Source organism: Streptacidiphilus sp. BW17, from assembly GCF_041262485.1.
GTDB lineage: Bacteria > Actinomycetota > Actinomycetes > Streptomycetales > Streptomycetaceae > Streptacidiphilus.
Window position 1 is genome coordinate 50,752 of the sequence record NZ_JBGCCR010000009.1, and the last position, 25,768, is coordinate 76,519.

Genomic DNA, 25,768 nt, shown 5'->3' on the forward strand with positions numbered 1-25,768 from the left:
TTCCGGCGGGTGGTATGGGGAGTCGATCCCCATTCTAACGGGCGGAAGGACCGACCCCCGACCCACACCACCTGCCGGGCCGCAGCGGGTTCAGACCCGCCCGCGGCACAGTTCCAGCAGCAGCATCGCGATGTCGGTGCCCGGACGGCCCAGCCGCTCGCGGTAGCGCTCCAGGATCTCCATCTCGCGGGTGAGCGAGAGCCTCGGCCCGCCGGTCGCGATCCGGGCCTGCTGCACCTCCGCGGAGAAGGCGATCCGGCTCTGGACCAGGGCCAGGATCTCCGCGTCGAGCGCGTCGATGCGACCGCGCGCCTCGGCGATGACCGTCGCCGCACTCTCCCGAGAGAGCGCGGTCGTTGCGGCGGGCGCCTCGGCCGGCGTCACGGCCGTCGGGGTCTCGTCGGTCGGGGTCGCCGCCACGGGGGCCGGGATCGCGGGGGCCGGGGTCGGGCTCTGGGTCATGTTCGCGCTCCTCTGTCTCTTCTGTCTCTGGCCGTCTCTGCGGTCAGTCGGGACGTCGGAGGGGCCGGGGAGCCAGTGGCCCGGGAAACGAAAAGACGCCCCTGGGCCATCGGCCCGGGGCGCCCTCAAGGTCTGCGTCAGTTCAGACGGCATCACCATGGCGACCGGAGCCTCCGGTGCCATAGGTAAAGAAGTAGGCCATCTGGAACATGTCGACATGGTAGCGCGTGACCCGCCGCCAGGAGAATCGTTGTCCCCCATGACCGTACGGGGTGCAGCGTCCCCGCCAGGGACGGCTCCAGCTCCCTTCCGGGGGCGATCGTGCGGCGAGCAGGACCACGCGTGGTGTGACACCCAGTCCGTGGACGCGATGAGGCGTGCGCCGTGAGGCATGCGCCGTGGGACCTCGCGGCCACGCTGTGACCGGACAGCAGGGGACAGCGGCCCGGTTGCGACTGCGGAGAAAGGGGTGGTCGGCCTCGGGGACGCCCTGGGCCGACCGCCCCCGATCCCGCCGTTCAAAGGCGGCACCGAGGGGACGTCGACGCGGCTCAAGGGCGCCAGAGGGGGTGGCGTTGCGCCACCCGGCGCGCGTCATGCGCTGCACTACCGCTGCCGATCCTTGCGGAGCGTGACGAAAAACGAGTCGCCCAAAGTATGTCGAACTGGTTGCGCCAAGCGGGCCATATCCCCCACGATGCTGGTGAGGGGGTGGACCGTACGTACCTGGGACTGTCGGCAGACTGCTGGCCCCAAGGGCGTGGAGTGGCCGACTACCAGCCGCCATGCGTGACGTTGAGTAGTCGATCAGGCTCTCGCGAAGCGCGGCAGGCGCACGGGAAACGCGCGCGCCCCTTGTCACGCGACAGCCGCTCCCCTCAGCACCGACCAACCGACCGACGGCGCCCTCCCCCGGCGTCGTTGCCACAGCACCGGCGCAGCCCTGGCGCCGTGTGCTGCAGCAAGGGGCCCCGCCTTCCCCCGCGGGGCCCCTTGCCCATCCCTACGCGCCATCCCCGACGCCCCAGCCCTCCGACCACACACACCAGGCCCCCGCCCCAGGCGACGGCCGGGCCCGTCGGCTCAGACGGAGATGACCGCCTCGTCGTCCGGCGGCATGTCCGCGCGCAGCGGGATCGGCAGCTGGTTGAAGGCGTAGTAGAGAGCCATCGCCCCGTGCAGCACCATCGTCACCATCGGCGCGACGAACGAGAGACCCAACAGGATCGGGTAGACGACCGACCCGGCCGCGAAGCGGCGGCGGGTGGCGCGGGCCGCGACGACGTCGACCCGGGAGTCGAAGAGGTGTCCGGTCCGGGTGAGCCACCACCACAGCGTCTGGAAGGTCAGCGAGTGGGCGACCATGAAGCCGCTGAAGACGGCGACCGCCACCGTGCGCGCGCCGGGTGTGTTGAGCCAGTCGGAGACCAGCGCGGTCGGGAACGGCAGCGCCGCAACCACGAGCAGGAGCAGCAGGTTGAGTACCAGCAGGCCGCGGTCGACCCGGGCCACGTAGCCGAAGACCGTGTGGTGGTTGATCCACATGATCCCGATGACCAGGAAGCTCACCACGTAGGCGTCATAGGCGGGCCAGAGGTGTCCCAACTGCGACCACGCCGCCCCGCTGCTGGTGATGCGCGTGGGGTTGTTCACCGTCAACTGCAGCACCAGCAGCGTGATCGCGATCGCGAAGACCCCGTCGCTGAACGCCTCGACCCGCCCTGACTCGTTCCTTCCCGCACTGTCCACGCGGTGCAACCTACCGGAGCGGGTCGTGGTGAACGGCCCGTTCGCAGCGACGGCGGCAGCGCAACTCCCCCTTGGCTACTCCTCCTTGGCTACTTCCCCTTGCGCGGCGGGATCTGAGGCACCGCCAGCAACGGGAGCCGCAGCGCGCCGAACGCCGAGTCGGGGACGGCGGGACGCTGCGGGGCGACCGGCTCGACGCGGCGGTAGGCCTCGTCCTGGGCCGGACGCGAGTCGGCCTCGCCCTTGTTCGGCCAGAAGGCCATGGCCCGCTCGGCCTGCGCGGTGATCGTCAGGGAGGGGTTGACGCCCAGGTTCGCCGAGACGGTCGAGCCGTCGGCGACGGTGATGCCCGGGTAGCCGTAGAGGCGCTGGTACGGGTCGACGACGCCGTGCTCGGGCGAGTCGCCGATGACGCAGCCACCGAGGAAGTGCGCGGTCAGCGTCCGGCCCATCAGGTCGCCGACGTTGGTGCCGGGGAAGCCGCCGATCTCGTTCGCGATCGCGCCCGCGGCCTGTTCGGCGGCCGGGATGAACTTCGGGTTGGGAGCTCCGTGGCCCTGACCGGAGCTCAGCTGGCCCTTCAGCGGCCCGCTCTTCCGCCGGGTGACGTTGATCGAGTTGTCCAGCGACTGCATGACCAGCCCGATGATGGTCCGCTCCGACCAGCGGCGCTTGTTCATCGCCCGCACGACCAGGTCCGGCCGCTTGAGCGAGAGGCCGACCGCGCGCAGCAGCCGTGGCGCCCGCCCCTCGCCGGGGACCTGAATGGTCGTCATCAGGCTCATCGCGTTGGAGCCCTTGCCGTAGCGGACCGGCTCGATGTGGGTGTGCTCGTCGGGGTGCACCGAGGAGGTGATCGCGACGCCCTTGGTGAAGTCGACGCGCTTGCCGTAGCGCTTGTCATTGGTCATCGCACCGACCAGGGCCTCGGAGTTGGTGCGGGTCAGCCGGCCGAGGCGGTCCGAGATCTGCGGCAGCACGCCCTCGTCGCGCAGCCGGTGCAGCAGCTTCTGGGTGCCGTAGGTGCCCGCCGAGACGACGATCTTCTGCGCCCGGATGGTGCGGAAGCCGTTCTTGGCCGGGTTCTTCGACCGCGAGTCGGTGCGGCGCGTGTCGACGGCGTAGCCCTCGCCGTCGACCCGGATCGCGGTGACCGTGGTCATCGGGAGGATCTCCGCGCCGTTCTTCTCGGCGAGGTAGAGGTAGTTCTCGGTGAGCGTGTTCTTGGCGCCGTGACGGCAGCCGGTCATGCACTCGCCGCACTCGGTGCACGCCTTGCGGCGCGGTCCGGCTCCGCCGAAGTACGGGTCCTCGACCGAGTCGCCCGGCTTCGCCTTGGCGCCCGCGCCGCCGCAGTCCTGGCCGTCGCCGAAGAAGACGCCGACCGGGGCCATGTGGAAGGTGTCGCCGTAGCCGAGCCTCTCGGCGGCGTCGCGCAGGTGCACGTCGGACGGTGTGACGGTGGGGTTGGTACGGACGCCGAGCATGCGCTGCGCCTGGTCGTAGTAGGGCGCGAGCTCGTCCGACCAGTCGGTGATGTCCTTCCACTGCGGGTCCTGGAAGAACGGCTTCGGCGGAACGTACAGCGTGTTGGCGTAGTTGAGCGACCCGCCGCCGACGCCCGCGCCGCCCAGCACCATCACGTCGTCGAGGACGTGGAAGCGCTGGATGCCGTAGAGGCCGAGGGCGGGCGCCCAGATGTAGTTCTTGGTGTCCCAGGAGGTCTTCGGCAACGTCTCGGCGGTGAACCGGCGACCGGCCTCCAGCACCGCGACCTTGTAACCCTTCTCGGTCAGCCGCAGCGCCGAGACCGATCCGCCGAAGCCGGAGCCGACGATCACGACGTCGTAGTCGTAGCCCTGCTCCGCGACCGGCTGCTCCGGCGCTCCGTCCGCCTGCACCTCGGAACTCATCTGACGCGCCCTGCCTTCCGCCGACTCCGCCGGTTCTACTGACTGACTGAACTGCCTGACTTGACTGACTGACGTGACTGACTGCTCGTTCGTTCTGCCTGCCGCCCGAAAGGGCGTCAGGTCACTTGAACCGCAAGGCCTTGAGCGTGCCGAGGGCCTTGCCCATGAGCTTCGCGTAGCCCTCGTCGTCCATCCCGAAGGACGGCGTCATCTGGATCAGGCGCTGCACCGCGACGGTCTGCACCTCGGTGTACTTCCAGATGCCTTCCGCGCCGTGGCGGCGGCCGATGCCGGAGTCGCCCATGCCGCCCATCGGTGCCGCGACGCTCGCATACGCGGGCGCGTAGCCCTCGTTGACGTTGACCGTGCCGGTGTGCAGCCGGGCCGCGATCGAGCGGGCGCGACGCAGATCCTTGCTCCAGACACTGGAGTTGAGGCCGTAGCTGGTGCCGTTGGCCCGGTTGATCGCGTCGTCCTCGTCGTCGAAGCGGTAGATCGAGACGACCGGCCCGAAGGTCTCCTCGCCGCAGACCGCGCTCTCGTCGGTTACGCCCTCGAGGATCGTCGGCTCGTAGAAGAGCGGGCCGACGTCCGGCCGCGGCTTGCCGCCGGCCAGCACCGTGACGCCGTTCTTGACGGCCTCCTCGATGTGGCGGGTGACCGTGTCGAGCTGGCGCTGGGAGACCAGGGAGCCCATGTCGGCGCCCCAGGAAAGGCTGTTGCCGAGCTTGAGCGCCTTGGTGCGGGCGACGAACTTCGCAAGGAAGGCGTCGGCGATCGACGAGGCGATGTACATCCGCTCGATGGAGATGCACAGCTGCCCGGCCGAGGAGAAGCAGGCACGGACCGCCCCCTCGGCGGCCTTGTCCAGATCCGCGTCGGCAAGGACCAGCATCGCGTTCTTGCCGCCCAGCTCCATCGACGCGCCGATCAGGCGCGCGGCGGCGCGGGTCGCGACGTCGCGGCCGGTGCGAGTGGAGCCGGTGAAGGAGACGTAGTCGGCGTGGGCGACCACCTCGGGGCCGACGACGGGGCCGTCGCCGATGACGATCTGCCAGAGCTCGCCCGGCAGACCGGCCTCGATCATCAGCTCGCGGGCGCGCAACGCGGTGAGCGCGGTCTGCGTGTCCGGCTTGGTGACGACCGCGTTACCCGCGACGAAAGCGGGGACGGCGTCTCCGGTGAACAGCGCCAGCGGGTAGTTCCACGGCGAGATCTGCCCGATGACGCCCTTGGGCTGACGCAGCTCCAGCACCTGCGTGAGCATCGGGAAGACGCCGCCGCGACGGCGCGGCTTGAGGTACCTGGCGCCCGCCCGGCCGTAGTGGCGCGCCTCGATCGCGGAGGCGAGCACCTCCTCGAAGGCGTGGGCGCGGGCCTTGCCGGTCTCCACCTGGATCAGGTCGAGCAGCTCGTCCTTGTGCTGCAGCACCAGGTCGTGGAAGCGCAGCAGGACCGCGGCACGCTCGCGGACCGGCTTCCTGACCCAGTCCTTCTGCGCGGCACGGGCGCGGACGAAGGCCGAGGCCACGTCGGCGGGCGAGGACTCGGGGATCTCCGCGAGCACGTCGCCCGTGAACGGGCAGCGCGAGGTGGCGATGGTCGGCTCGGCCCCGGTCACCACCGCGCCGACCAGCCGCTTGACCAGCTCCTCCGGCACCGCGTCGGCGACGCTCCGCGCGCCGGGAGTGGCTACCGGATTGCCTGCGACGGCAGTGCTGCTGTCGGTGCTGATGTCAGTCATGGCGGAAGCGTAGGCGTTTTCCGCCGGTTGCGATACCCATCAGTAACAGAAATATGTCTGCGACCGAGCAATCTTTCGAACGTCCGCATACGGGCCGTTCGCATACGAGGCGGGCCTCTGCGGGCTCGCGCGCGCTCCCCTCGACCGCCCCGTGGCGCACCCCGGTGAGTTAGCATGCCCGCGACCAACGAGAGGGGCGGGGCGATGTCGCTCTTTCAGCCGCGCGATCGCGACTCCGAGCCGACAGCCAACTACGGCGGGTACGGCGACGGCTACGGCGGCTATCCGCCCGCAGGTGGCGGCGGCTTCCCGCCCGGCGGAAGCGGCGGCTTCCCCCCTTCCGGAGGCGGCGGCTTCCCCCCTGGTGCCAGCTTCCCCCCTGGTGCCGGCTTCCCCCCTGGTGCCGGCTTCTCCCCTGGCGGAGGTGACGGACGGCCGGACTGGCAGGCGATGGCCGAGGCCAACGAGACCCAGCAGAATCGCAAGCGCCGCCTCGCGGTGATCGGCGGAGTGCTCGGGGTCGCGCTGGTGGGCGGCGTCGTGGCGGCCGTGGCCACGGTCGGCGGCTCCTCGTCGGCGAACGCGAGCGGGTCGAACGGCTCCGCGAACTCGGGCGCGAGCGGCTCGGCCTCGGTGTCGGCGGCCGCGTCGACCGGCGCGTCGATGTCGGCCAGGCCCTCCGCCCCCGCGTCGGCCAAGCCGACCGTCAAGGCGCAGCCGCCCGCCTGGCCGCCGCTCAACGCGGGCGCGGTGCTCTACGCGCAGAAGCTCAGCGTCGGCAAGCAGGTCTACGTCCGGAAACTGACGGACGAGAAGAGCCCGTGCTGGGAGGCCAGCACCGGGCACCTCGGCAACGCTCTCGCGCCCAACCGTTGCAGCCAGATGCTCCGCGCCACCTGGGTGTCGGGCAACCAGGCGGTCAGCGTCGGCGTGGCCGTCTTCCCGGACGCAGCGGCGGCGCAGGCTGCCAACGCGGCCTACGTGGGCCACATCGAGCCGCTGCGCGGGGCCGGCATACCGAACTTCTGCCAGGACAAGACCCCCTGCGCCCTGGCCCACGGCGTGGTCGGCCACTTCACCTACTACGTCATCGCCGGTCCGTCCGGCAGTGCTCCGGGCATGCACAACCCGGCCTCCGTCGCGGCGACGCAGCGGATGGCGTCCTTCGCGGTGACCGCCCTCAAGCGCCAGCGCTGACACCGCAGTTCGGCCCCCCGCGGGCAGTTCGGCCCGTTCGGCCCTACACCAGCTCCGCCACCGCCGTGCCCACCGCGCGGTGGAAGGTGGGGTAGGCCCAGATCGTCGTCGCCAGCTCGCTCAGCGGGATTCGGGCGGAGACGGCGAGCGAGAGCAGCCCGAGGAGCTCGCCGCCCGACGGGCCCGCGGAGGTCGCCCCGACGAGGGTGTCGCCCGAGGCCACGAGCTTGATGAAGCCCGCGTTGCCGTTCACGCCGTGGATGTAGCCGCGGGGGGAGTCGGCCAGCTCGGTGACGGCGACCCGGACCGGAAGGCCCTGCGCGCGGGCGTCGGCCTCGGTCAGGCCGACCGCGCCGATCTCGGGATCGGTGAAGGTGACGCGCGGGACCGCGTGGTAGCGGGCGGGCGCGCCGCCCTGGCCGAGGATGGCGCGGACGGTGATGTCCGCCTGGTACATCGACATGTGCGTGAACGCGCCCTTGCCGGTGATGTCGCCGATCGCCCAGACCCCGATCGGCCAGCGCTCGACCGGCCAACCCTCGGCCGACCTGCCGCCCGGCGTCCCCGCCACGCGGCAGCGTTCGTCGATCGGCACCACCCGCGCGTCCGCCGGGATGCCGAGCACGCCCGCGCCGATCCTGTCCATCGCCACCCGGCGCCCGGTCGCGACCAACAGCCGTTCGCCGCTGAGGCGTTCACCGCGTCGGCAGATCATCTGGAACCGTCCGTCGCGGTACTCGACCGAGGCCAGTTCGGTTCCGGTGTGCACGGCGACGCCGTCGCCGGTCAGCACCTGGGTGACCAGGTCGGAGGACTCCGGCTCCTCCCGGCCCAGCAGGCGCGGGCCGACCTCGACCACTGTGACCGCGCAGCCCAGGCGTTGCAGCGCCTGGCCGAGCTCCAGTCCGATCGCGCCGCCGCCCAGCACCAGCAGCGACTCCGGCAGTTCGTCGGCCTCGATCAGCTCGCGGTTGGTCCAGTACGGGGTGCCCCCGAGCCCGGGGACGGGCGGCGTGACCGGCTCGGATCCCGTTGCCAGCACCACGGCCTGACGGGGCATCAGAACGGACTCCAGGCCGTCGGTGCCGAGCACGGTGACCTCGCCGGGCCCGGTCAGCCGCGCCGTGCCGCGCAGAAAACGGCCGCCACGACCGGTGAAGCGGTCCACCGCGGCCTTGTCGTCCCAGTTGTCGGTGGCCTCCCTGACCCGCCGCGCGACCGGGCGGAACTCCGGGTGGACCCGGACGATGCCCGCCATTCCCGGGATCCGCCGCGCCTCGCCGACCAGGTCCGCCGAGCGGACCATGATCTTGGAGGGGATGCAGCCGTAGTAGGGGCACTCGCCCCCCACCAGCCGTTCGTCGACGCCGACCACGTCCAGCCCGGCGTCCGCCAGCCGTCCGGCGACGTCCTCACCTCCGGGGCCCATTCCGATGACGACCACGTCTGGTGTCTCACGCGCCGAAGCGGGCATGACGTGCCTCCCGAAAGGTGAATTTCAGGGAACGGCTGGGTTCACACCACGGTGTTCACACCACGGTACCGTTCTACCGGGCCCCGGGCACGGTGAACGTCGCCATGACCTCTTCGAACCGGTTGTAGCCGTTGTCCCAGTCCGTCTGCGGGTAGGAGACGAGGAAGTCGTACTCGGTGCCGTCCGCCGCCTGCCAGAACTGCTCCAGCTCCTCGCGGCGCTCGCCCTTGGTGTCGGTGTAGTAGAACGCCAACTGCGCTCCCGGTCGGCCCTGGTAGGTGTTCTGCCCGAGGCTGATCTGCTGGAACGTCTTGTCGTGCGACTGCACCTGGCTCCGGATGGACTGCGCCTGCTGGAACGGCGTGAGCGGGTTGGCAACGGTGACGCCGAAGCGGATCAGGTGCTCGCCGTGGTCGGGGGTGTAGTCGATCCGGCCCAGGCCTCCGCTGGCGTCCCTGGCCCAGGGCTGCGCCGGGTCGTCGGGCATGCCGAAGGAGAAGTGTCCGTCCGGATCGGTGGTCAGGACGTATCCGGCCCCGACCGGCGCCGGTGAGGCGGACGCCGACGCCGAGGCCCCGGGCTGCGTGCCGGTGCCGGTGCCGGTGCCGTTGCCGGTCCCGGACCCACCGGTGCTGTGGTGGCGCAGCAGGTACGTGACGCCCGCGCCCGCGCCGCCCGCGACGAGTGCCGCGACCAGCAGCCACGCCCAGGCCCGGCCGCGCCGCGCCTTCGGACGCACCACAGCGGTCACCGGCTCGCCGCCGGAACCGCTGCCCGGTATCGGGGACGACATCGGGGTCCCCTGCGCCGGGACACGCGCCGTCGGGCCGGTCGGCAGGCCGCTCCGACCCTGGCCGCTCACGGCACCGGCCTGGCCCGGTACCACCGCCGTCGCCACAGCCGTCGCCTCGCCCGCCACCGGGCTGACGACGGTGCCGAGCGCGGTCGGCGCGTGGCCGTCCTCGTACGGGCCGTCGTGCAGTCCGTCGAACGTGCCGTCGTAGCTGCCGTCGTTCCCGGCCGGCTCCAGCCGGTCGACGGCCGGAACCGACTGGGTCGGGGTGCGCAGCGGGCTCGGACCGAGGGTGATGTTGGTGGTGTGGCCCGCGGCGACGCTCTCCAGCATCCGCAGCACGTCGGCCGCGGGCGGGCGCTCCTGCGGGTCCTTGGCCATCAGCGCGCGTAGCACCGGCGCCAGCGCCCCGGCGTTGCGCGGCTCCGGCAGCGGGTCGGTGACCACCGCCGCCAGCGTCGTCAGCGGTGACTCCCGGCGGAACGGCGACTCCCCCTCGACGGCCGCGTAGAGGGTCGCGCCGAGCGCCCACAGGTCCGACTCAGGCCCGGGACGGCCGCCGTGGACACGCTCGGGGGCCAGGTAGTCGGGCGAGCCGACCAGGTCGCCGGTGCGGGTCAGCGCGGAGTCGCCGACGAAGGTCGCGATGCCGAAGTCGGTCAGCACGACGCGGCCGGTGGCGCGCTCCAGCAGCACGTTGGCGGGCTTGACGTCGCGGTGGATCACGCCGGCCTGGTGGCCCCGGTCCAGCGCGGACAGCACCTGCGCGCCGATCCGGGCGGCCTCGCGCGGGTCGACCACGCCCTCCTGCTCGACCAGTTCGGACAGCGACCGGCCGTCGATCAGCTCCATCACGATCCACGGCTTGCCGTCCTGCTCCAGGACGTCGTGGATGGTGATCACACCGGGGTGCTTGATCCGCGCGGCGGCGCGGGCCTCCTGCTTCATCCGCGACTGGACGATCTGCAGGTCCTCCTCGGCGAGGTGGCCGACGGAGAGCTCCTTGACCGCGACCTCGCGGTCCAGCATCTGGTCGGTGGCACGCCACACGGTGCCCATGCCGCCGCGTCCGAGGCGCGCGCCGAGCAGGTATCTGCCCGCCAGCATGCGACCGGTCTCCGTGCCCACCGTGAGCCCCCTCATCCCGCTCGTCCTGCCGTCCACCCGGTGCCCGCGGCAGGAACCGCGGTACGGCGCACCTTATCCCGTGCCCGGACCTCCCGGCGGCCCCAGGCGACGCCTTGAGACCGGGATGTGACGCTCCCGCACACCGACCGTCGCGCAGCTGTCACTGAGGATCCGTGACACGATCCGTCACGCTGCCCCCAAGGCGTCCCGTGGCCCCCGGTACGGCCGTCGGACCACGTCGTCCGGCCACGCCGACCGCCCCGCACGCGGGCCCTGCGCACCGCCCTGTGCGCCGCCCTGTGCACCTCAGTGCGCCTCAGTGCGCCTCAGTGCGCCAGCATCGAGACGAGCACCAGTGCGATCAGGGTCACAAGGATAATCACACCGACCAGCAGTGGTCCCAGCAGCACCGTCCCCCGCTTGGGAGCCGCGTGGTGGTGCCGTTCGGCGACCTCCGCCGGGGTGCGCTGGGCCGGAAGTCGCGCCGCGCCGCCCGCCCGGTCGGAGGGCGGCAGTTCCAGCCTGAACTCCGTTGCCCCGGTCAGCGGTTCGGGTGCGCGCTGCAGCAGCCTGCGCAGGGCGCTGCGGACCGCGGGCAGCCCCGGCCGCCGGTTCGGGTCGGCGTCGAGCAGGCGCACGACCACTGGCCAGACCGGGCCTGCCGATCGCGGGTCCGGCAGGACTCCCGCCCGTACCGCGTAGAAGAGCTGCTCCGCGTCGCTCTCGGGGAACGGCGCCTTCCCGGTGCAGGCCCGGTAGAGCAGCACGCCCAGCGCCCAGACGTCCGCCGCCGGGCCGACCGGGACTCCCGTCCCGTCCACGACGCCGAGCTGTTCGGGCGCCCAACGCTCCGCCACCGGACCGACGACGACCGACCGCGCGTCCCTGGCCCGCACCCGGGCCGGGCTCCACAGCGCCGTCGGCACGCCGGCGCCGGCCTGAGCGGTCCCAGGACCGCCGCAGAGCGCCTCCTGCGCGGCGGAGACCGCCAACCCGCCCAGCAGCGCGGTGCCGTCCTCGCAGACGGTCACCGACAGCGCAGTGACGTTTCCGTGCACGATCCCGGCCCGGTGCACGGCCTCCAGCCCGGTCGCGACGTCGTAGACCACCTCGGCCGCCCGGTAGGGCGTCAGCGGGCCGTCCTCCAGCAGCTGAGCCAGCGGAATGCCGGGGATGCGCTCGCCGACCGTCCAGAGGTAGCCGCTCTCGGCGAAGGCGTGGAAGACCTGGTTCAGCCGCGGGTGGTCGCCCACCGCCTGCGCCACGGTGGCCGCCTGCGTGAACGCGAGGGTGGCGGCGTCGTTCTCGTCCGTGTCGCCCTTCGCCCCGCCGGCCCCGCCCGTGCCGCCGGCCCCGTCTTCCGCTTCCTCGGTGAACTGGTCGAACGGGCGCACCAGTTCGGGCAGCGGCACGGCTTCGAGCAGGACCGGTGCGCCGCTGCGCAGGTCCATCGCCTCGACGGCGGCACCGCGGCGACGCTCGGTGAGCTCGTAGCGCTCGGCGAGCAACCGCCCTGCGGACGCCCTGGCCATCGGTTCAGCCCCCCGGCTGGAAGGTGTCGAAGAAGCGCGCGAGCAGCTGCCCGCTGCGGCCGTCGGTCCAGCTCGTCAACGGCGCGGTCCAGTAGAGGGCGTAGGCGTGGTGCGCGTCCACGACGAAGCCACGGTTCAGGGACTGACGCATCGTCGACCCGGACTGGTAGCCCCACTCCCAGTCCGCCGCGTCCCAGCCCCGGTAGCTGACCTGGTCCAGCCGGATCAGGTGATAGTCCGTCAGATCGGCGGCCACGCTCGACTCTTCCTTCTTCCACGCCGCCAGCGCCCCGTCGGACTGCGGATGCGCGCTGAAGTCGACCTGCAAGGTCCCGGCCGGGCCGCTGAACTTGACGGAGGACGCGCTCTCGCTCACCAACCGCCAGCCGTCGGGGATCTGGAGGTGCGACCCGCCCGGCCCGGCCACCTGGTGGTAGCCGGCGGCCGTCGGACGCGCCGTGCCGGTGCCGGTGCCGTCGCCGGACCCGGAGTCGCCTGCGGTCGGGGTCTGCGGGGCGCTGTCGCCCGAACTGCCAGGTGCCGCCGTGCTCGTGGCACCGGCCCCGACCCCGGAACCGCTGCCGCTACCGCTACCGCCGGAGTTGTTGCGCATGCTGGCGACTGCGGCGGTGACCAGCAGCACGGCGGCCAGCACGATCCCGCCGATGAGCAGCGCGCGCTGCCGACCCGCCCAGCCCGTGCTCCGCGGCGCCGCCGGGCCGCCGCCGGACAGCTGCGTGGTCGCCGACGCCGGGTCGGGCCCCGGCGCCCCCACCGCCTCGGATCCTGCCGCCTTTCCCGACGCGAGCCCCGACGCGAGCCCCGACCCGAGTCCCGACGTGACGGACGGCTGCACCCGCGTCCGCTCCGGCTCGGGCACGACCTGCGTCGGCGCGTCCGGCGCGACCGCGGCGAAGTTCGTCGTGGCACGGGCCCGGCGCTCGTACTCGCCGACCACCCCGCGCAGCATGGCCTGCGCCGTCGACGCGTCCAGCCGCTGACGAGGGTCCTTGCGCAGCAGTCCGGCGATGACCGGCTCCAGCAACTCGCCGTGGCGCAGCGGCGGCACCGGGTCCGTCATCACCGCGGTCAGCGTGGACAGCGCCGAGCCCTTGTCGTACGGCGGGGTGCCCTCCACCATCGCGAAGATCGTCGCCCCGAGCGACCACATGTCCGCCGGCGGGCCCGGCACCCCGCCGCGCGCCCGCTCCGGCGAGATGTACGACGGCGCGCCGACCAGCATCCCCGTCGAGGTGACCGACGGGTCCCCCTCGACCCGGGCGATGCCGAAGTCGGTCAGCACGACCCGGCCGTCGAAGCCCATCAGCACGTTGGACGGCTTGACGTCCCGATGCAGGATCCCGACCCGGTGCGCCTCGGCGAGGACGCCCAGCAACTCCAGCGCGACCTCCGCGGCACGCTGTGGCGGCAGCACGCCGTCGGCCTGGATCACCTCACTCAGCGACCGGGACTCGACCAGCTCCATCACGATCCACGGCCGACCGTCCTCCTCGACCACGTCGTAGACGGTGACCGCGCCGTTGTGCCGGATCCGGGCGATGGCCTTGGCCTCGGTCAACGTCCGCGAGACGAGCCGCCTGCGCTCCTCGTCGTCGACGTCGGAGGCGAAGCGAAGTTCCTTGACCGCCACGTCCCGGCCCAGGAACTCGTCCTCGGCCCGCCACACGGTGCCCATCCCGCCCTGACCGAGTACGGCCGTCAACCGGTACCGCCCCGCGAGGAGCCTGCCGGCCTGCGGGTCTTGCTCGCCGCTCATCCGTTTCCGTCCCCTCCGCGTGGTTCCTGTCGCACGCCATCATCCCGTGACGCCCACACTGCTTTCACCCGGGCCCAAGGGGTCCTGGGGCAAAAGGTGACGTTGCAACCGCCTCAGGGACGCAATCTGACGTCGTCACTTCAGCGGCACGATGTCCGGCGCGCCCAACCGCGCAGCGTCCGCGGCCAGGTCGTCGGGCTGCTGCTGCGACTCCCGCTCCGCCTCCACCCGGACGCGGTAGTGCTCGATCTCGTTCTCGATCTGCGCCTTGTCCCACCCCAGTTCAGGAGCCATCAGCCCGGCCGCCTCGGCCATCACCGCCGTCCCCCGGTCGAAGGTCTCGATCGAGATGCGGGTTCGGCGCGCCAGCACGTCGTCCAGGTGCCGTGCGCCCTCCGCCCGCGCCGCGTAGACGACCTCGGCGCGCAGGTAGTCGTCCGCGCCGTTCAGTGGCTCGCCGAGGTTTGGATCGGCGAGTACCAGCTCCAACAGCTCCTCCGTCAGCGAGCCGTAGCGGTTGAGCAGGTGCTCGACCCGGGCCACGTGCAGCCCGCTGCGGCGCGCCAGCTCGGCGCGCGCGTTCCACAGCGCGCGGTACCCCTCCGCGCCCGCCAGCGGGATGGTGTCCGTGATGCAGGGCGAGATCCTCCCCCAGCGTCCCGCCGGGGGTACCCCCACATCCAACCCGTGCACCACCTCGTCGACCGCGTCCTCGGCCATCACCCGGTAGGTCGTGTACTTGCCTCCCGCCACCACGACCAGCCCCGGCGCGGCATGCTGCACCACGTGCTCGCGGCTGAGTTTTGACGTCGCGTCCGACTCCCCGGCGAGCAACGGCCGCAGGCCCGCATAGACGCCCTCGACGTCCTCACGCGTCAGCGGCATCGCCAGCACCGAGTTGACGTGCTCCAGCAGGTACTCGATGTCCGCGCTGCTGGCGGCGGGGTGGTCCTTGTCGAGCGTCCACTCGGTGTCGGTGGTGCCGACGATCCAGTGGCGTCCCCACGGGATGACGAAGAGCACGCTCTTCTCGGTGCGCAGGATCAGCCCGGTCGCGGAGTGGATCCGGTCGCGCGGCACCACCAGGTGGATGCCCTTGGAGGCGCGGACGTGGAACTGGCCACGCTCGCCGACCATCGCCTGGGTCTCGTCCGTCCACACGCCGGTCGCGTTGACGATCTGCCGGGCCCGGATCTCGAACTGCCCGCCGGTCTCCAGATCGTGGACCCGTGCGCCGACCACACGCTCGCCCTCGCGCAGAAAGCCGACCACCCGCGCCCTGTTCGCCGGAAGCGCGCCGTAGGACGCGGCGGTGCGGACCAGCATCGTCACCAACCGCGCGTCGTCCACCTGCGCGTCGTAGTACTGCACCGCGCCGACCAGCGCGTCCTTGCGCAGACACGGTGCCTGGTGCAGCGCCTGCCGCCGCGTCAGGTGACGGTGCAACGGCAGCCCCCGGCCGTGGCCGCTGGACACCGACATCGCGTCGTAGAGCGCGACGCCCGAGCCGACGTAGGGGCGCTCCCAGCCGCGCCCCTGCAGCGGGTAGAGGAACGGCACCGGCTTGACCAGGTGCGGCGCGAGCCGGTCCAGCAGCAGGCCGCGCTCCTTGAGCGCCTCCTTGACCAGGGCGAAGTCGAGCATCTCCAGGTACCGCAGGCCGCCGTGGATCAGCTTGCTGGAACGGGAGGAGGTGCCGGAGGCCCAGTCACGCGCCTCGACCAGTCCGGTGACCAGACCGCGCGTCGCCGCGTCCAACGCGGTTCCGGCGCCGACGACGCCTCCGCCGACCACCAGCACGTCGAGCTCGCGCTCCCCCATCCGCGCGAGCGCCTCCGCGCGCTCCTCCGGACCCAGCTTGATGCTCCGCATGACGCCTCCGCTCATCGGCTCCGCAGATCCGCTCCGCTGACCCACAGTACGAAACGCACGGCAGGATCGGCTCGACGGCACGAAGTCAGTTGGCGGAACGCTCAGGCGACGGGACGTTGCAGACGTCAGGGGCGCGGGGAACTGCGCGACAAGCCACCGTGCGAGGTACAACCCCGACCTAAGAGGGCCATCCGCATGTCAGTGGTTTCTCGCGCAGTTCCCCGCGCCCCTGTCGCGCTCACGCGCTTACCGGGCGACGGTGACCTCGACGCGCTGGAACTCCTTGAGCTCCGAGTAACCGGTCGTCGCCATCGCGCGACGCAGCGCACCGAAGAGGTTCATGGTGCCGTCCGGCGTGTGCGACGGGCCGAGCAGGATCTCCTCGGTGGTGCCGACGGTGCCCAGGTTGACCCGCTTGCCGCGCGGCAGCTCCTCGTGGACGGCCTCGCTGCCCCAGTGGAAGCCCTTGCCCGGCGCGTCGTTGGCGCGCGCCAGCGCCGCGCCGATCATGACGGCGTCCGCGCCGCAGGCGATCGCCTTGGAGAGGTCGCCGGAGAAGCCCACACCGCCGTCGGCGATGACGTGGACGTAGCGACCGCCGGACTCGTCCATGTAGTCGCGCCGCGCCGCCGCGACGTCCGCGACGGCCGTGGCCATCGGGACCTGGATGCCCAGCACCGCACGGGTGGTGTGCGCGGCGCCGCCGCCGAAGCCGACGAGGACGCCGGCCGCGCCGGTCCGCATCAGGTGCAGCGCCGCGGTGTAGGTCGCGCAGCCGCCGACGATGACCGGGACGTCGAGCTCGTAGATGAACTGCTTGAGGTTCAGCGGCTCGGCAGCGCTGGACACGTGCTCGGCGGAGACGGTGGTGCCACGGATGACGAAGATGTCGACGCCCGCGTCCACGACGACCTTGGAGAACTCGGCGGTCCGCTGCGGCGACAGCGCGGCGGCGGTGACGACGCCGGAGTCGCGGATCTCCTTGAGGCGCTGCGTGATCAGCTCAGCCTTGATCGGCTCGCGGTAGATCTCCTGGAGGCGACGGGTGGCCAGCGCCTCGTCCTTGACCTCGGTGATCTCCTGCAGCAGCGGGCGCGGGTCCTCGTAACGGGTCCACAGACCCTCGAGGTTCAGCACGCCGAGGCCGCCGAGGCGACCGAACGCGATGGCCTGCTCCGGCGAGACGACCGAGTCCATCGGCGCGGCCAGGAACGGCAGCTCAAAACGGTAGGCGTCGATCTGCCACGCGATCGAGACCTCCTTCGGGTCCCGCGTGCGACGGCTCGGGACGACCGCGATGTCGTCGAAGGCGTACGCCCGCCGGCCCCGCTTGCCCCGCCCGATCTCGATCTCGGTCACCTGAACTGCTCCCTCGGTTGTGCTCAGCGACTGCCAGGGTCAGTATCTCGCACAACGCCGGAGGGGCCGCGCGCGGCGGCCCCTCCGTGAGACGACTGTCGAGCAGGCGACTAGTTCGACGAGTAGTTCGGCGCCTCGACCGTCATCTGGATGTCGTGCGGGTGGCTCTCCTTCAGACCGGCGGAGGTGATCCGGACGAAGCGCGCGTCGCGCTTCATCGCGTCGACCGTCTCGGCGCCCACGTAGCCCATGGACTGACGCAGTCCGCCGACCAGCTGGTAGATGACCGAGCCGACCGGGCCGCGGTAGGCGACCTGGCCCTCGATGCCCTCAGCGATCAGCTTCTCGTCGGAGGTGACGTCGCCCTGGAAGTAGCGGTCCTTGGAGAAGGACTTGGCCTGGCCACGCGACTGCATCGCGCCCAGCGAGCCCATGCCGCGGTAGGACTTGTACTGCTTGCCGTTGATGAAGAGCAGCTCGCCCGGCGACTCCTCGCAACCGGCCAGCAGGCTGCCCAGCATGACGGTGTCGGCACCGGCGGCCAGCGCCTTGCCGATGTCGCCGGAGTACTGCAGGCCGCCGTCACCGATCAGCGGGACGCCCGCGGCGTTGGCCGCGACCGCGGCCTCGTAGATCGCGGTGACCTGCGGGACGCCGACACCGGCGACCACGCGGGTGGTGCAGATGGAACCCGGGCCGATGCCGACCTTGATGCCGTCGCAGCCGGCGTCGATCAATGCCTGCGCGCCGTCACGGGTGGCGACGTTGCCGCCGACCACGTCGGCCGTGACGGACGACTTGATCTTCGCCATCCAGTTGAGCGCGTTGCGGTTGTGGCCGTGCGAGGTGTCCACGACGATGAAGTCCGCGCCGGCCTCGGCCAGGGCGATCGCCCGGTCCAGCGCCTCGGCGGAGGCGCCGACCGCGGCCCCGACGATCAGACGGCCCTCGACGTCCTTGGAGGCGTTGGGGTACTGCTCGGCCTTGACGAAGTCCTTGACCGTGATCAGGCCCTTGAGCTTGCCCTGCTCGTCGACGAGCGGCAGCTTCTCGATCTTGTGACGGCGCAGCAGCGCCATCGCGTCGACGCCGGAGATGCCCACCTGGCCGGTGATCAGCGGCATCGGCGTCATGACCTCGCGCACCTGGCGGCTGCGGTCCGACTCGAAGGCCATGTCACGGTTGGTGACGATGCCCAGCAGACGACCCTCGGGGTCGGTGACCGGAACACCGGAGATCCGGAACTTGGCGCAGAGCGCGTCGGCGTCGGCGAGGGTCGCCTCCGGCGACACCGTGATCGGGTCGGTGACCATGCCGGACTCGGAGCGCTTGACCAGGTCGACCTGGTTCACCTGGTCCTCGACGGACAGGTTGCGGTGCAGCACGCCGACGCCGCCCTGACGGGCCATGGCGATGGCCATGCGCGCCTCGGTGACCTTGTCCATGGCGGCGGACAGCAGCGGGATGTTCACCCGCACATTGCGCGACACGCGCGAGGAAGTGTCCACGGCATTGGGCAGGACCTCGGAGGGGCCTGGCAGCAGCAGCACATCGTCGTAGGTGAGCCCGAGCATGCCGAACTTCTCGGGGACCCCAGCTGCGTTGTAAGACATGACACCCTTCCCGAAGTGGATCCGTGGATCTCCTTGGACGGGAAGGTGGTGGCCGCACCCGCCCGACGCGACACGGCGCCTACGGGGGCCGCAGTGTGGGCAGCTCGGCACCGTTGACTAATTCTACCGGGCCCCCAGAGACCCTCTTGTGCATCCGCAACAACTGAGGTAGCGGTCACATTCCCGCACTCTTGGATGATCGTCCAGTTGCACGATCCGGGGGCGCGAAGTTCAGGTCAGGCCGAGAGCCCCTCGGGCCCGCCGCCTTCGGCGAGCGCGCGCAGGCGCGAGAGCGCACGGTGCTGGGCCACCCGGACCGCCCCCGGCGACATACCGAGGACCTCGCCCGTCTCCTCCGCGCTGAACCCCGCGGCGATCCGCAGGATGACCAGCTCACGCTGACGCTCCGGCAGGAGCGCCAGAAGTTCGCGCATCCACGCGGCGTCGCTGCTCAGCAGCGCCCGCTCCTCCGGGCCCAGCGCGTCGTCCGGCGTGTCAGGGAGTTCCTCGCCGAGCGGGACGCTGTGCGCCGGCCCACCACGCATCGCCGCGCGTTGCAGATCGGCGATCTTGTGCGCCGCGATGCCGTAGACGAACGCCTCGAAGGGGCGCCCCTCGTCTCGGTAGCGGGGCAACGCGCACAGGACGGCCAGGCAGACCTCCTGCGCCACGTCGTCCACATGGTGTCTCGCATTGCCCGGCAGTCTGACCAGCCGGGCGCGGCAATACCGCAGGACCAGCGGGTGCACCTGCGCGAGCAGGGCGTCCACCGCCTCGGGATCCCCACCCACCGCGTGCACCACGAGCGACCCGATGGGCACGCCGGGCCCGCTCACGGGGCTCGCCTCGTCGTCACGCACTGGTCCATGGTGCCTGGTCATGGATGAAAACGTGACACCGCACCCAGACTTGTGCATCGGAACGTTATCCACCACGCCCACGCCACCATCCCCGCCCGGCCCGACTTCGCGCTACACCCCCATGGTGCGCCCTCGGGTGGGAAGTGGGCCACGCCGCCTCCCACCCGGCAGCCAAACAGCTCCCGGCGAGGGGATCAGCGGACGAGGCCCCAGCGGAAACCGAGCGCGACCGCGTGCGCGCGGTCGGACGCGCCGAGCTTCTTGAAGAGGCGACGGGCGTGCGTCTTGACGGTGTCCTCGGAGAGGAACAGCTCGCGCCCGATCTCGGCGTTGCTGCGGCCATGACTCATGCCCTCCAGCACCTGGATCTCACGAGCCGTCAGCGTCGGGGCCGCGCCCATCTCCGCGCAGCGGAGGCGCCGCGGGGCGAGCCGCCAGGTCGGGTCGGCCAGCGCCTGGGTGACCGTGGCACGCAGCTCGGCACGGGACGCGTCCTTGTGCAGGTAGCCGCGGGCACCGGCGGCGACCGCCAGGGCGACGCCGTCGAGGTCCTCGGCGACGGTGAGCATGATGATGCGGGCGCCCGGGTCCGCAGAGAGCAGCCGGCGGACGGTCTCCACACCGCCGAGGCCGGGCATGCGCACGTCCATCAGCACCAGATCGGAGCGGTCCGCGACCCATCGGCGGAGAACTTCCTCACCGTTGGTGGCCGTGGTGACCCGGTCGACGCCGGGGACCGTGGCCACGGCGCGCCGGAGCGCCTCCCGGGCGAGTGGGGAATCGTCACAGACGAGAACGGATGTCATGACCCGCCTCCGCAGCTGATGAGCGTCACGTTGAGCCTCCTGGCTGGTACGAATCGTCACCGGCACGGCCTCCGGCATACCGGCGTCTTCCCCGACGCCCGTGCCGTTTGCCGCCTCCGCACTCCCAACGACCGTCACCCGAATGAGTTACGGTCTGGCAGCAGCCTCCACCACTCTACGTGGTCGACCCGCTACGGATCATCCACCTCGCGGTGCGCACCGGCGCAAAATGCGCCGCTCGTACGACGCCCGCGCGCCTCGTCGGGCTTGCCTTTAGGCCCAACGAGTGCACCCGCATGCAGGACACGCACCCCTTCCCTTCGTCCCATTAGTCCGTTTTCATGGGATTTAATGGTTTTCGGCACGTTGTGCCACGCTGATGGCCTCTTGTCCGTTAGATCTGCATGAGTCATATTTCCATCAGTTCGTACTGAACCGCTAGCACCACGCAAGGGAATGACGACCATGGCCGACTACTCACGGCTTCCTGGCCCGAACGCAGACCTGTGGGACTGGCAGCTCTCCGCCGCGTGCCGCGGCGTGGACAGCTCACTCTTCTTCCACCCGGAGGGCGAGCGTGGCGCGGCGCGCAGCTCGCGCGAGCAGTCCGCGAAGGAGGTCTGCATGCGGTGCCCGGTCCGCGCGCAGTGCGGGGCACACGCGCTGGCAGTACGTGAGCCCTACGGGGTGTGGGGCGGTCTGACCGAGGACGAACGCGAGGAACTGCTCGGACGGGCGCGCCGTCGCACGATGGATCCGCTGTCACTGCTGCCGATCGACTGACTCCGGGTCAGCCCTCGACCCTGCCGTAACGTTTCTGCACGGGCGCGGCGCCCCCTGCGGGGGGCCGCGCCTGTCGTCACCGGCCCTTCAGCTTCTCCAACATCGACGACACCGCCGGCACCCGCTCCAGGTCCGGCAGCGTCAGCGCGACGATCTCGCGGGCGACGCCCGAGCCGAGCGGCAAGACCGCCACGCCGTCCGCGCGTGTCGCGGCCAGCGCGAGGCGCGGCAGCACGGCCACGCCGACGCCGGCGGCGACCAGTCCGAGCACGGCCGGGTAGTCGTCGGTGGCGAAGTCGATCCGCGGGGTGAAGCCGGCGACCTCGCAGAGGTCCACCAGGTGCCCGCGGCACTGCGGACACCCGGCGATCCACGGCTCCTCCGCGAGCGCGGCGAGGTCCAGCTGCCCCTCGTCCCCGCTTCCCGCCAGCGGGTGGTTCGTCGGCAGCAGCGCGACCATCGGGTCGTCCCGCAGATGGGTCACCACGAGGTCGCTCCACTCCTCGGCGCTGTTGTCCGCCGGCGAGGAGGGGTAGCGGAACGCGAGCACGACCTCGCACTCGGCGGCCCGCAGCATGCCGATCGACGTCGGCGGCTCGGCCTCGGTCAGCGAGACCCGCACCCCGGGCGAGTCGGCACGCAGCGCGGCGACGGCCGGGGGCACGAGCGTGGCGCTCGCGGTCGGGAACGACACCAGCCGCACGCGGCCGGCCCGGAGGCCGGCGATACCGGCCAGCTCGTCCTCGGCGGCGGTCAGCCCGGCGAGGATGCCTGCGGCGTGCGAGGCGAGCACCTCGCCCGCCTCGCTCAGCGCGACGCCCCGTCCGACGCGGACGACGAGCGGGGTGCCGACGGACTTCTCCAGCGCCTTCATCTGCTGACTGATGGCTGGCTGCGTCAGCCCGAGCTCGCGCGCGGCAGCAGAAAAGGAGCCCTGACGGGCGACGGCACGCAGGACACGGAGATGACGGGCCTCGATCACGGGGTCAAGGATAGGTGCGCCGTTGCACTGCCTGGGGGCGCGAGGCCCTACTGATGCGCGGCTCCGCCTGCCCGAAGTGCGTGGTGCAACGGAACGCCGGAGGCCCGGCACCCCGCAGGGGGTACCGGGCCTCAGAGCGACGGGAGCGTCAGTGCGCGTGGCCGTGGCCGCCGTGGGAGTGGCCGGCCGCAGCCGGCTCCTCCTCCTTCTTCTCGACGACCAGGGTCTCGGTCGTGAGCAGCAGGGAGGCGATGGACGCGGCGTTCTCCAGCGCGGAGCGGGTCACCTTGACCGGGTCGATGACGCCGGCCTTGAGCAGGTCGCCGTACTCGCCGGTCGCGGCGTTGAAGCCCTCGCGGACATCGGTCAGCTCGGAGACCTTGGTGGTGATGACGTAGCCCTCGAGGCCCGCGTTCTGGGCGATCCAGCGCAGCGGCTCGACCAGGGCGCGGCGGACGACGGAGACACCCACGGCCTCGTCGCCGGTCAGGCCCAGGCCCTCGTCCAGCACCTTCTGCGCGTGGACCAGGGAGGCGCCGCCGCCGGCGACGATGCCCTCCTCGACCGCGGCGCGGGTCGCCGAGATGGCGTCCTCCAGGCGGTGCTTCTTCTCCTTGAGCTCGACCTCGGTGGCCGCGCCGACCTTGATGACGCAGACGCCGCCGGCCAGCTTGGCCAGGCGCTCCTGCAGCTTCTCGCGGTCCCAGTCGGAGTCGGTGCCGTCGATCTCGCCCTTGATCTGGGCGACGCGACCGGCGACCTCCTCGGCGGAGCCGGCACCGTCGACGATGGTGGTCTCGTCCTTGGTGATGGTCACGCGGCGGGCGCTGCCCAGCACGTCCAGACCGGCCTGGTCGAGCTTGAGGCCGACCTCCTCGGCGATGACGGTGGCGCCGGTCAGCGTGGCGATGTCGCCCAGCATGGCCTTGCGGCGGTCACCGAAGCCGGGGGCCTTGACGGCCACGGCGTTGAAGGTGCCACGGATCTTGTTCACGACGAGGGTGGAGAGCGCCTCGCCCTCGATGTCCTCGGCGATGATCAGCAGCGGCTTGGAGGCACCGCCCTGCAGGATCTTCTCCAGCAGCGGGAGCAGGTCCTGGATCGAGGAGATCTTGCCCTGGTTGATCAGGATGTACGGGTCCTCGAGGACAGCCTCCATACGCTCCTGGTCGGTGACCATGTACGGCGAGAGGTAGCCCTTGTCGAACTGCATGCCCTCGGTGAACTCGAGCTCGAGACCGAAGGCGTTGGACTCCTCGACGGTGATGACACCGTCCTTGCCCACCTTGTCCATGGCCTCGGCGATGAGCTCGCCGACCTGGGTGTCCTGCGCCGAGAGCGCGGCGACGGCGGCGATGTCGTCCTTGCCCTCGATCTCGCGGGCGACGGAGAGCAGGTGCTCGGAGACGGCCTTGACGGCGGCGTCGATACCGCGCTTCAGGGCGGCCGGGCCGGCGCCCGCGGCGACGTTGCGCAGACCCTCGTTGACGAGCGCCTGGGCCAGCACGGTGGCGGTGGTGGTGCCGTCACCAGCGACGTCGTTGGTCTTGGTGGCCACCTCCTTCACCAGCTGCGCGCCGAGGTTCTCGTACGGGTCATCCAGCTCGACCTCGCGGGCGATGGTGACACCGTCGTTGGTGATGGTGGGGGCGCCGAACTTCTTGTCGATCACGACGTTGCGGCCCTTGGGACCGATCGTCACCTTGACCGTGTCGGCCAGCTTGTTGACACCGCGCTCCAGCGAGCGGCGGGCGTCCTCGTCGAACTGCAGGATCTTCGCCATGCCTAGGGGTTCCCTCTCGAAACAACCGCGCCCCGGGCCCCGTGGTACGGGCGTCCGGGGCGGGTCACGACTTAGCCGACTGAGCGGTGAGTCTTACTTCTCGATGATCGCGAGCACGTCGCGGGCCGAGAGGACCAGGTACTCCTGGCCGTTGTACTTGACCTCGGTGCCGCCGTACTTGCTGTAGAGGACGACGTCGCCGACCTTGACGTCGAGCGGCAGACGCTGACCGTCCTCGAAGCGACCCGGGCCGACAGCCAGGACGACGCCCTCCTGGGGCTTCTCCTTGGCAGTGTCCGGGATGACCAGGCCAGAGGCCGTGGTCTGCTCGGCGTCGAGCGGCTGGACCACAATGCGGTCCTCGAGCGGCTTGATGGCAACCTTGGAGCTGGTGGTCGTCACGATCCGACCTCCCCCTTCGGAGATCTCACGGGGTACACATGTCTTGGGGCGTGAAGACATGGCATGCCCGTCGTCGCGGTGCCGGACGTACCGTCTCACGCTTAGCGCTCTCTGGTGGAGAGTGCCAACGACGACTGTAGGCGGCGGTTAGCACTCGGTCAACCAGAGTGCCAACGTGGTGCGCGAGAAACCACCGATGAGCGGATGGTCCTGCCCGTTCGGCGGGCCACGTGGGCGGGTGGTTTGTGGCGCAGTTCCCCGCGCCCCTGAGGTGCATGCTCACCCGCCTGCCCATGGTGGCCGTGCTCGGAAGATCCCCCCACTTGCCAGAATGTCCTCGTGGAGATCGAAGCGTTGCGTGCCCTGTTCACCCCCGAGGGCCAAGCCCTGCTGGACGAGTTGCGGGATTACTCCCCCGGTGACGAGCTCGCGCTCGCGACACGCCTGCGGCGGGAGTACGACGCCGGGCTGGTGTCCGCCGCGCTGAGCCAGGCACGGCTCCGCACCCGCGCGGCGGCGAAGTTCGGGGCGGATGCGCAGCGGATGTACTTCACGCCGAACGGGGTCGAGCAATCCACCCGTTCGGGTGTGGCCCAGTGGCGCGCGGAGCGGTTCCGTGCGCTGGGGGTCGGCTCCGTCGCGGACCTGTGTTCCGGGATCGGCGGGGACGCCCTCGCGCTCGCACGGGCCGGGATCAGGGTGCTGGCCGTGGACCGGGACCCGCTCGCCTGCGCCGCCGCCGAGGCGAACGCCGCGGCCCTCGGGCTGAGCGGGCTGATCGAGACCCGCTGCGCCGACGTGACCGAGGTCGACACGAGAGGCTACGACGCGGTCTTCGTGGACCCCGCCCGCCGGGCCACCGGGCGCGGCCGGATCTTCGATCCGGAGGCGTACTCGCCGCCGCTCAGCTGGGCGATCGAGGCGGCGCGCAAGGCGCCCGTCGCCGCGCTCAAGGTCGCGCCCGGAATCCCGCACGAGGCCGTGCCCGAGGACGCCGAGGCCGAATGGGTCTCCGACCGCGGGGACGTGAAGGAGGCCGCGCTCTGGTTCGGCTCGAAGCCGGAGCCGGACCGGCCGCACCGGGCGACGCTGCTGCCGGAAGGCGCCAGCCTGACGGGCGGCCTGCTCCCGGACCCGGAGACCGGGCCCGTCCGCCGCTACCTGTACGAGCCCGACGGCGCGGTCATCCGCGCCCATCTCGTCGCCGAGGTGGCCGGGCAGCTCCGCGACCAGCTCGGCGGCGCGACCCTGATCGACCCGACCATCGCGTATCTGACGTCGGATCAGCTCACGGCGACCCCCTACGCGACCGCGTACGAGATCACCGACGCGCTGCCGTTCAACCTCAAGAAGCTGAAGGCGCTGGTCCGCGAGCGCGGCATCGGCACGCTGGTCGTCAAGAAGCGCGGCTCGGCGATCGAGCCCGAGGAGCTGCGCCGGAAGGTGAAGCCCGAAGGGGCGAACTCGGCCGTCGTGGTGTTGACCCGGGCGGCCGGTGCGCCGGTCATGCTGATCGGGCAACCGGCCACCAACGGGTGA

The 25,768-nt window shown here is 71.4% G+C and carries 19 protein-coding genes; 3 read left to right on the forward strand and 16 right to left on the reverse strand.

Features of this window, described 5'->3' with window-relative positions:
- Positions 1-90: 90 nt before the first annotated feature.
- From ABH940_RS13550 to ABH940_RS13565, 4 genes are all read right to left on the reverse strand, one after another.
- The gene (locus tag ABH940_RS13550) at positions 91-462 is read right to left on the reverse strand and encodes a chorismate mutase (protein WP_370068713.1); all 372 of its coding nucleotides are present in this window, start codon (positions 460-462) and stop codon (positions 91-93) included.
- 1,083 nt (positions 463-1,545) lie between these two features.
- Positions 1,546-2,211 (reverse strand): TMEM175 family protein, encoded by a 666-nt coding sequence (locus ABH940_RS13555; RefSeq protein WP_370068715.1) that lies wholly within the window; start codon positions 2,209-2,211, stop codon positions 1,546-1,548.
- Between the two features lie 89 nt (positions 2,212-2,300).
- Positions 2,301-4,124, reverse strand: a complete 1,824-nt coding sequence (locus tag ABH940_RS13560) for a GMC family oxidoreductase N-terminal domain-containing protein (RefSeq protein WP_370105355.1) — start codon at positions 4,122-4,124, stop codon at positions 2,301-2,303.
- 121 nt (positions 4,125-4,245) lie between these two features.
- Positions 4,246-5,868: a succinic semialdehyde dehydrogenase gene (locus ABH940_RS13565; RefSeq protein ID WP_370068719.1), complete on the reverse strand. Its 1,623-nt coding sequence runs from the start codon at positions 5,866-5,868 to the stop codon at positions 4,246-4,248.
- 204 nt (positions 5,869-6,072) lie between these two features.
- Between ABH940_RS13565 and ABH940_RS13570 the strand changes: the two genes are divergently transcribed.
- Entirely contained in the window at positions 6,073-7,065 is a 993-nt protein-coding gene (locus ABH940_RS13570; RefSeq protein WP_370105356.1) for a hypothetical protein, read from the forward strand.
- Between the two features lie 43 nt (positions 7,066-7,108).
- Here ABH940_RS13570 and ABH940_RS13575 read toward each other — a convergent pair whose 3' ends face one another.
- The 9 genes from ABH940_RS13575 to ABH940_RS13615 all read right to left on the reverse strand — a co-directional run bounded on the left by ABH940_RS13575 (position 7,109) and on the right by ABH940_RS13615 (position 20,279).
- Entirely contained in the window at positions 7,109-8,539 is a 1,431-nt protein-coding gene (locus ABH940_RS13575; protein ID WP_370068723.1) for an NAD(P)/FAD-dependent oxidoreductase, read from the reverse strand.
- A gap of 73 nt (positions 8,540-8,612) precedes the next feature.
- The gene (locus ABH940_RS13580) at positions 8,613-10,439 is read right to left on the reverse strand and encodes a serine/threonine-protein kinase (RefSeq protein WP_370105357.1); all 1,827 of its coding nucleotides are present in this window, start codon (positions 10,437-10,439) and stop codon (positions 8,613-8,615) included.
- A 347-nt stretch (positions 10,440-10,786) separates the two neighbouring features.
- The gene (locus ABH940_RS13585) at positions 10,787-11,992 is read right to left on the reverse strand and encodes a hypothetical protein (RefSeq protein WP_370068727.1); all 1,206 of its coding nucleotides are present in this window, start codon (positions 11,990-11,992) and stop codon (positions 10,787-10,789) included.
- A 4-nt stretch (positions 11,993-11,996) separates the two neighbouring features.
- On the reverse strand, positions 11,997-13,769 hold the full coding sequence (locus ABH940_RS13590) for a protein kinase (protein ID WP_370105358.1): 1,773 nt from the start codon (positions 13,767-13,769) through the stop codon (positions 11,997-11,999).
- Positions 13,770-13,904: 135 nt separating this feature from the next.
- The gene (locus ABH940_RS13595; RefSeq protein ID WP_370068731.1) at positions 13,905-15,641 is read right to left on the reverse strand and encodes a glycerol-3-phosphate dehydrogenase/oxidase; all 1,737 of its coding nucleotides are present in this window, start codon (positions 15,639-15,641) and stop codon (positions 13,905-13,907) included.
- Positions 15,642-15,887: 246 nt separating this feature from the next.
- Positions 15,888-17,000 (reverse strand): GuaB3 family IMP dehydrogenase-related protein, encoded by a 1,113-nt coding sequence (locus tag ABH940_RS13600; protein ID WP_196193070.1) that lies wholly within the window; start codon positions 16,998-17,000, stop codon positions 15,888-15,890.
- A gap of 110 nt (positions 17,001-17,110) precedes the next feature.
- A complete protein-coding gene (guaB, locus tag ABH940_RS13605; protein ID WP_370068734.1) occupies positions 17,111-18,613 on the reverse strand; it encodes an IMP dehydrogenase in 1,503 nt (500 codons plus the stop codon).
- Positions 18,614-18,849: 236 nt separating this feature from the next.
- The gene (locus ABH940_RS13610) at positions 18,850-19,473 is read right to left on the reverse strand and encodes a sigma-70 family RNA polymerase sigma factor (protein WP_370068736.1); all 624 of its coding nucleotides are present in this window, start codon (positions 19,471-19,473) and stop codon (positions 18,850-18,852) included.
- Between the two features lie 194 nt (positions 19,474-19,667).
- Positions 19,668-20,279 carry a response regulator transcription factor gene (locus tag ABH940_RS13615; RefSeq protein ID WP_030251459.1) on the reverse strand — a complete coding sequence of 204 codons (612 nt, stop codon included), beginning with the start codon at positions 20,277-20,279 and terminating at the stop codon, positions 19,668-19,670.
- A gap of 465 nt (positions 20,280-20,744) precedes the next feature.
- Between ABH940_RS13615 and ABH940_RS13620 the strand changes: the two genes are divergently transcribed.
- A complete protein-coding gene (locus ABH940_RS13620; protein ID WP_370068739.1) occupies positions 20,745-21,062 on the forward strand; it encodes a WhiB family transcriptional regulator in 318 nt (105 codons plus the stop codon).
- 76 nt (positions 21,063-21,138) lie between these two features.
- Here the strand turns inward: ABH940_RS13620 and ABH940_RS13625 are convergent, their stop codons facing one another.
- The 3 genes from ABH940_RS13625 to groES all read right to left on the reverse strand — a co-directional run bounded on the left by ABH940_RS13625 (position 21,139) and on the right by groES (position 24,229).
- Complete coding sequence (locus ABH940_RS13625; protein ID WP_370068741.1) at positions 21,139-22,044, reverse strand: LysR family transcriptional regulator; 906 nt, start codon at positions 22,042-22,044, stop codon at positions 21,139-21,141.
- A gap of 148 nt (positions 22,045-22,192) precedes the next feature.
- Positions 22,193-23,827, reverse strand: coding sequence for a chaperonin GroEL (groL, locus tag ABH940_RS13630; protein ID WP_370068743.1), 1,635 nt, complete (start codon positions 23,825-23,827; stop codon positions 22,193-22,195).
- Between the two features lie 93 nt (positions 23,828-23,920).
- A complete protein-coding gene (gene groES / locus ABH940_RS13635) occupies positions 23,921-24,229 on the reverse strand; it encodes a co-chaperone GroES (RefSeq protein WP_196193076.1) in 309 nt (102 codons plus the stop codon).
- Positions 24,230-24,568: 339 nt separating this feature from the next.
- Here groES and ABH940_RS13640 point away from each other — a divergent pair, with 339 nt between their 5' ends.
- On the forward strand, positions 24,569-25,768 hold the full coding sequence (locus ABH940_RS13640) for an SAM-dependent methyltransferase (protein WP_370105359.1): 1,200 nt from the start codon (positions 24,569-24,571) through the stop codon (positions 25,766-25,768).

What these genes read in the sequence shown, in the direction of transcription:
- ABH940_RS13550 (WP_370068713.1), bottom strand. Translation starts at nt 462, where the DNA reads ATGACCCAGAGCCCGACCCCGGCCCCCGCGATCCCGGCCCCCGTGGCG.
- ABH940_RS13560 (WP_370105355.1), bottom strand. Translation starts at nt 4,124, where the DNA reads ATGAGTTCCGAGGTGCAGGCGGACGGAGCGCCGGAGCAGCCGGTCGCG.
- ABH940_RS13565 (WP_370068719.1), bottom strand. Translation starts at nt 5,868, where the DNA reads ATGACTGACATCAGCACCGACAGCAGCACTGCCGTCGCAGGCAATCCG.
- ABH940_RS13570 (WP_370105356.1), top strand. Translation starts at nt 6,073, where the DNA reads ATGTCGCTCTTTCAGCCGCGCGATCGCGACTCCGAGCCGACAGCCAAC.
- ABH940_RS13575 (WP_370068723.1), bottom strand. Translation starts at nt 8,539, where the DNA reads ATGCCCGCTTCGGCGCGTGAGACACCAGACGTGGTCGTCATCGGAATG.
- ABH940_RS13580 (WP_370105357.1), bottom strand. Translation starts at nt 10,439, where the DNA reads ATGCTGGCGGGCAGATACCTGCTCGGCGCGCGCCTCGGACGCGGCGGC.
- ABH940_RS13585 (WP_370068727.1), bottom strand. Translation starts at nt 11,992, where the DNA reads ATGGCCAGGGCGTCCGCAGGGCGGTTGCTCGCCGAGCGCTACGAGCTC.
- ABH940_RS13590 (WP_370105358.1), bottom strand. Translation starts at nt 13,769, where the DNA reads ATGAGCGGCGAGCAAGACCCGCAGGCCGGCAGGCTCCTCGCGGGGCGG.
- ABH940_RS13595 (WP_370068731.1), bottom strand. Translation starts at nt 15,641, where the DNA reads ATGCGGAGCATCAAGCTGGGTCCGGAGGAGCGCGCGGAGGCGCTCGCG.
- guaB (WP_370068734.1), bottom strand. Translation starts at nt 18,613, where the DNA reads ATGTCTTACAACGCAGCTGGGGTCCCCGAGAAGTTCGGCATGCTCGGG.
- ABH940_RS13615 (WP_030251459.1), bottom strand. Translation starts at nt 20,279, where the DNA reads ATGACATCCGTTCTCGTCTGTGACGATTCCCCACTCGCCCGGGAGGCG.
- ABH940_RS13620 (WP_370068739.1), top strand. Translation starts at nt 20,745, where the DNA reads ATGGCCGACTACTCACGGCTTCCTGGCCCGAACGCAGACCTGTGGGAC.
- groL (WP_370068743.1), bottom strand. Translation starts at nt 23,827, where the DNA reads ATGGCGAAGATCCTGCAGTTCGACGAGGACGCCCGCCGCTCGCTGGAG.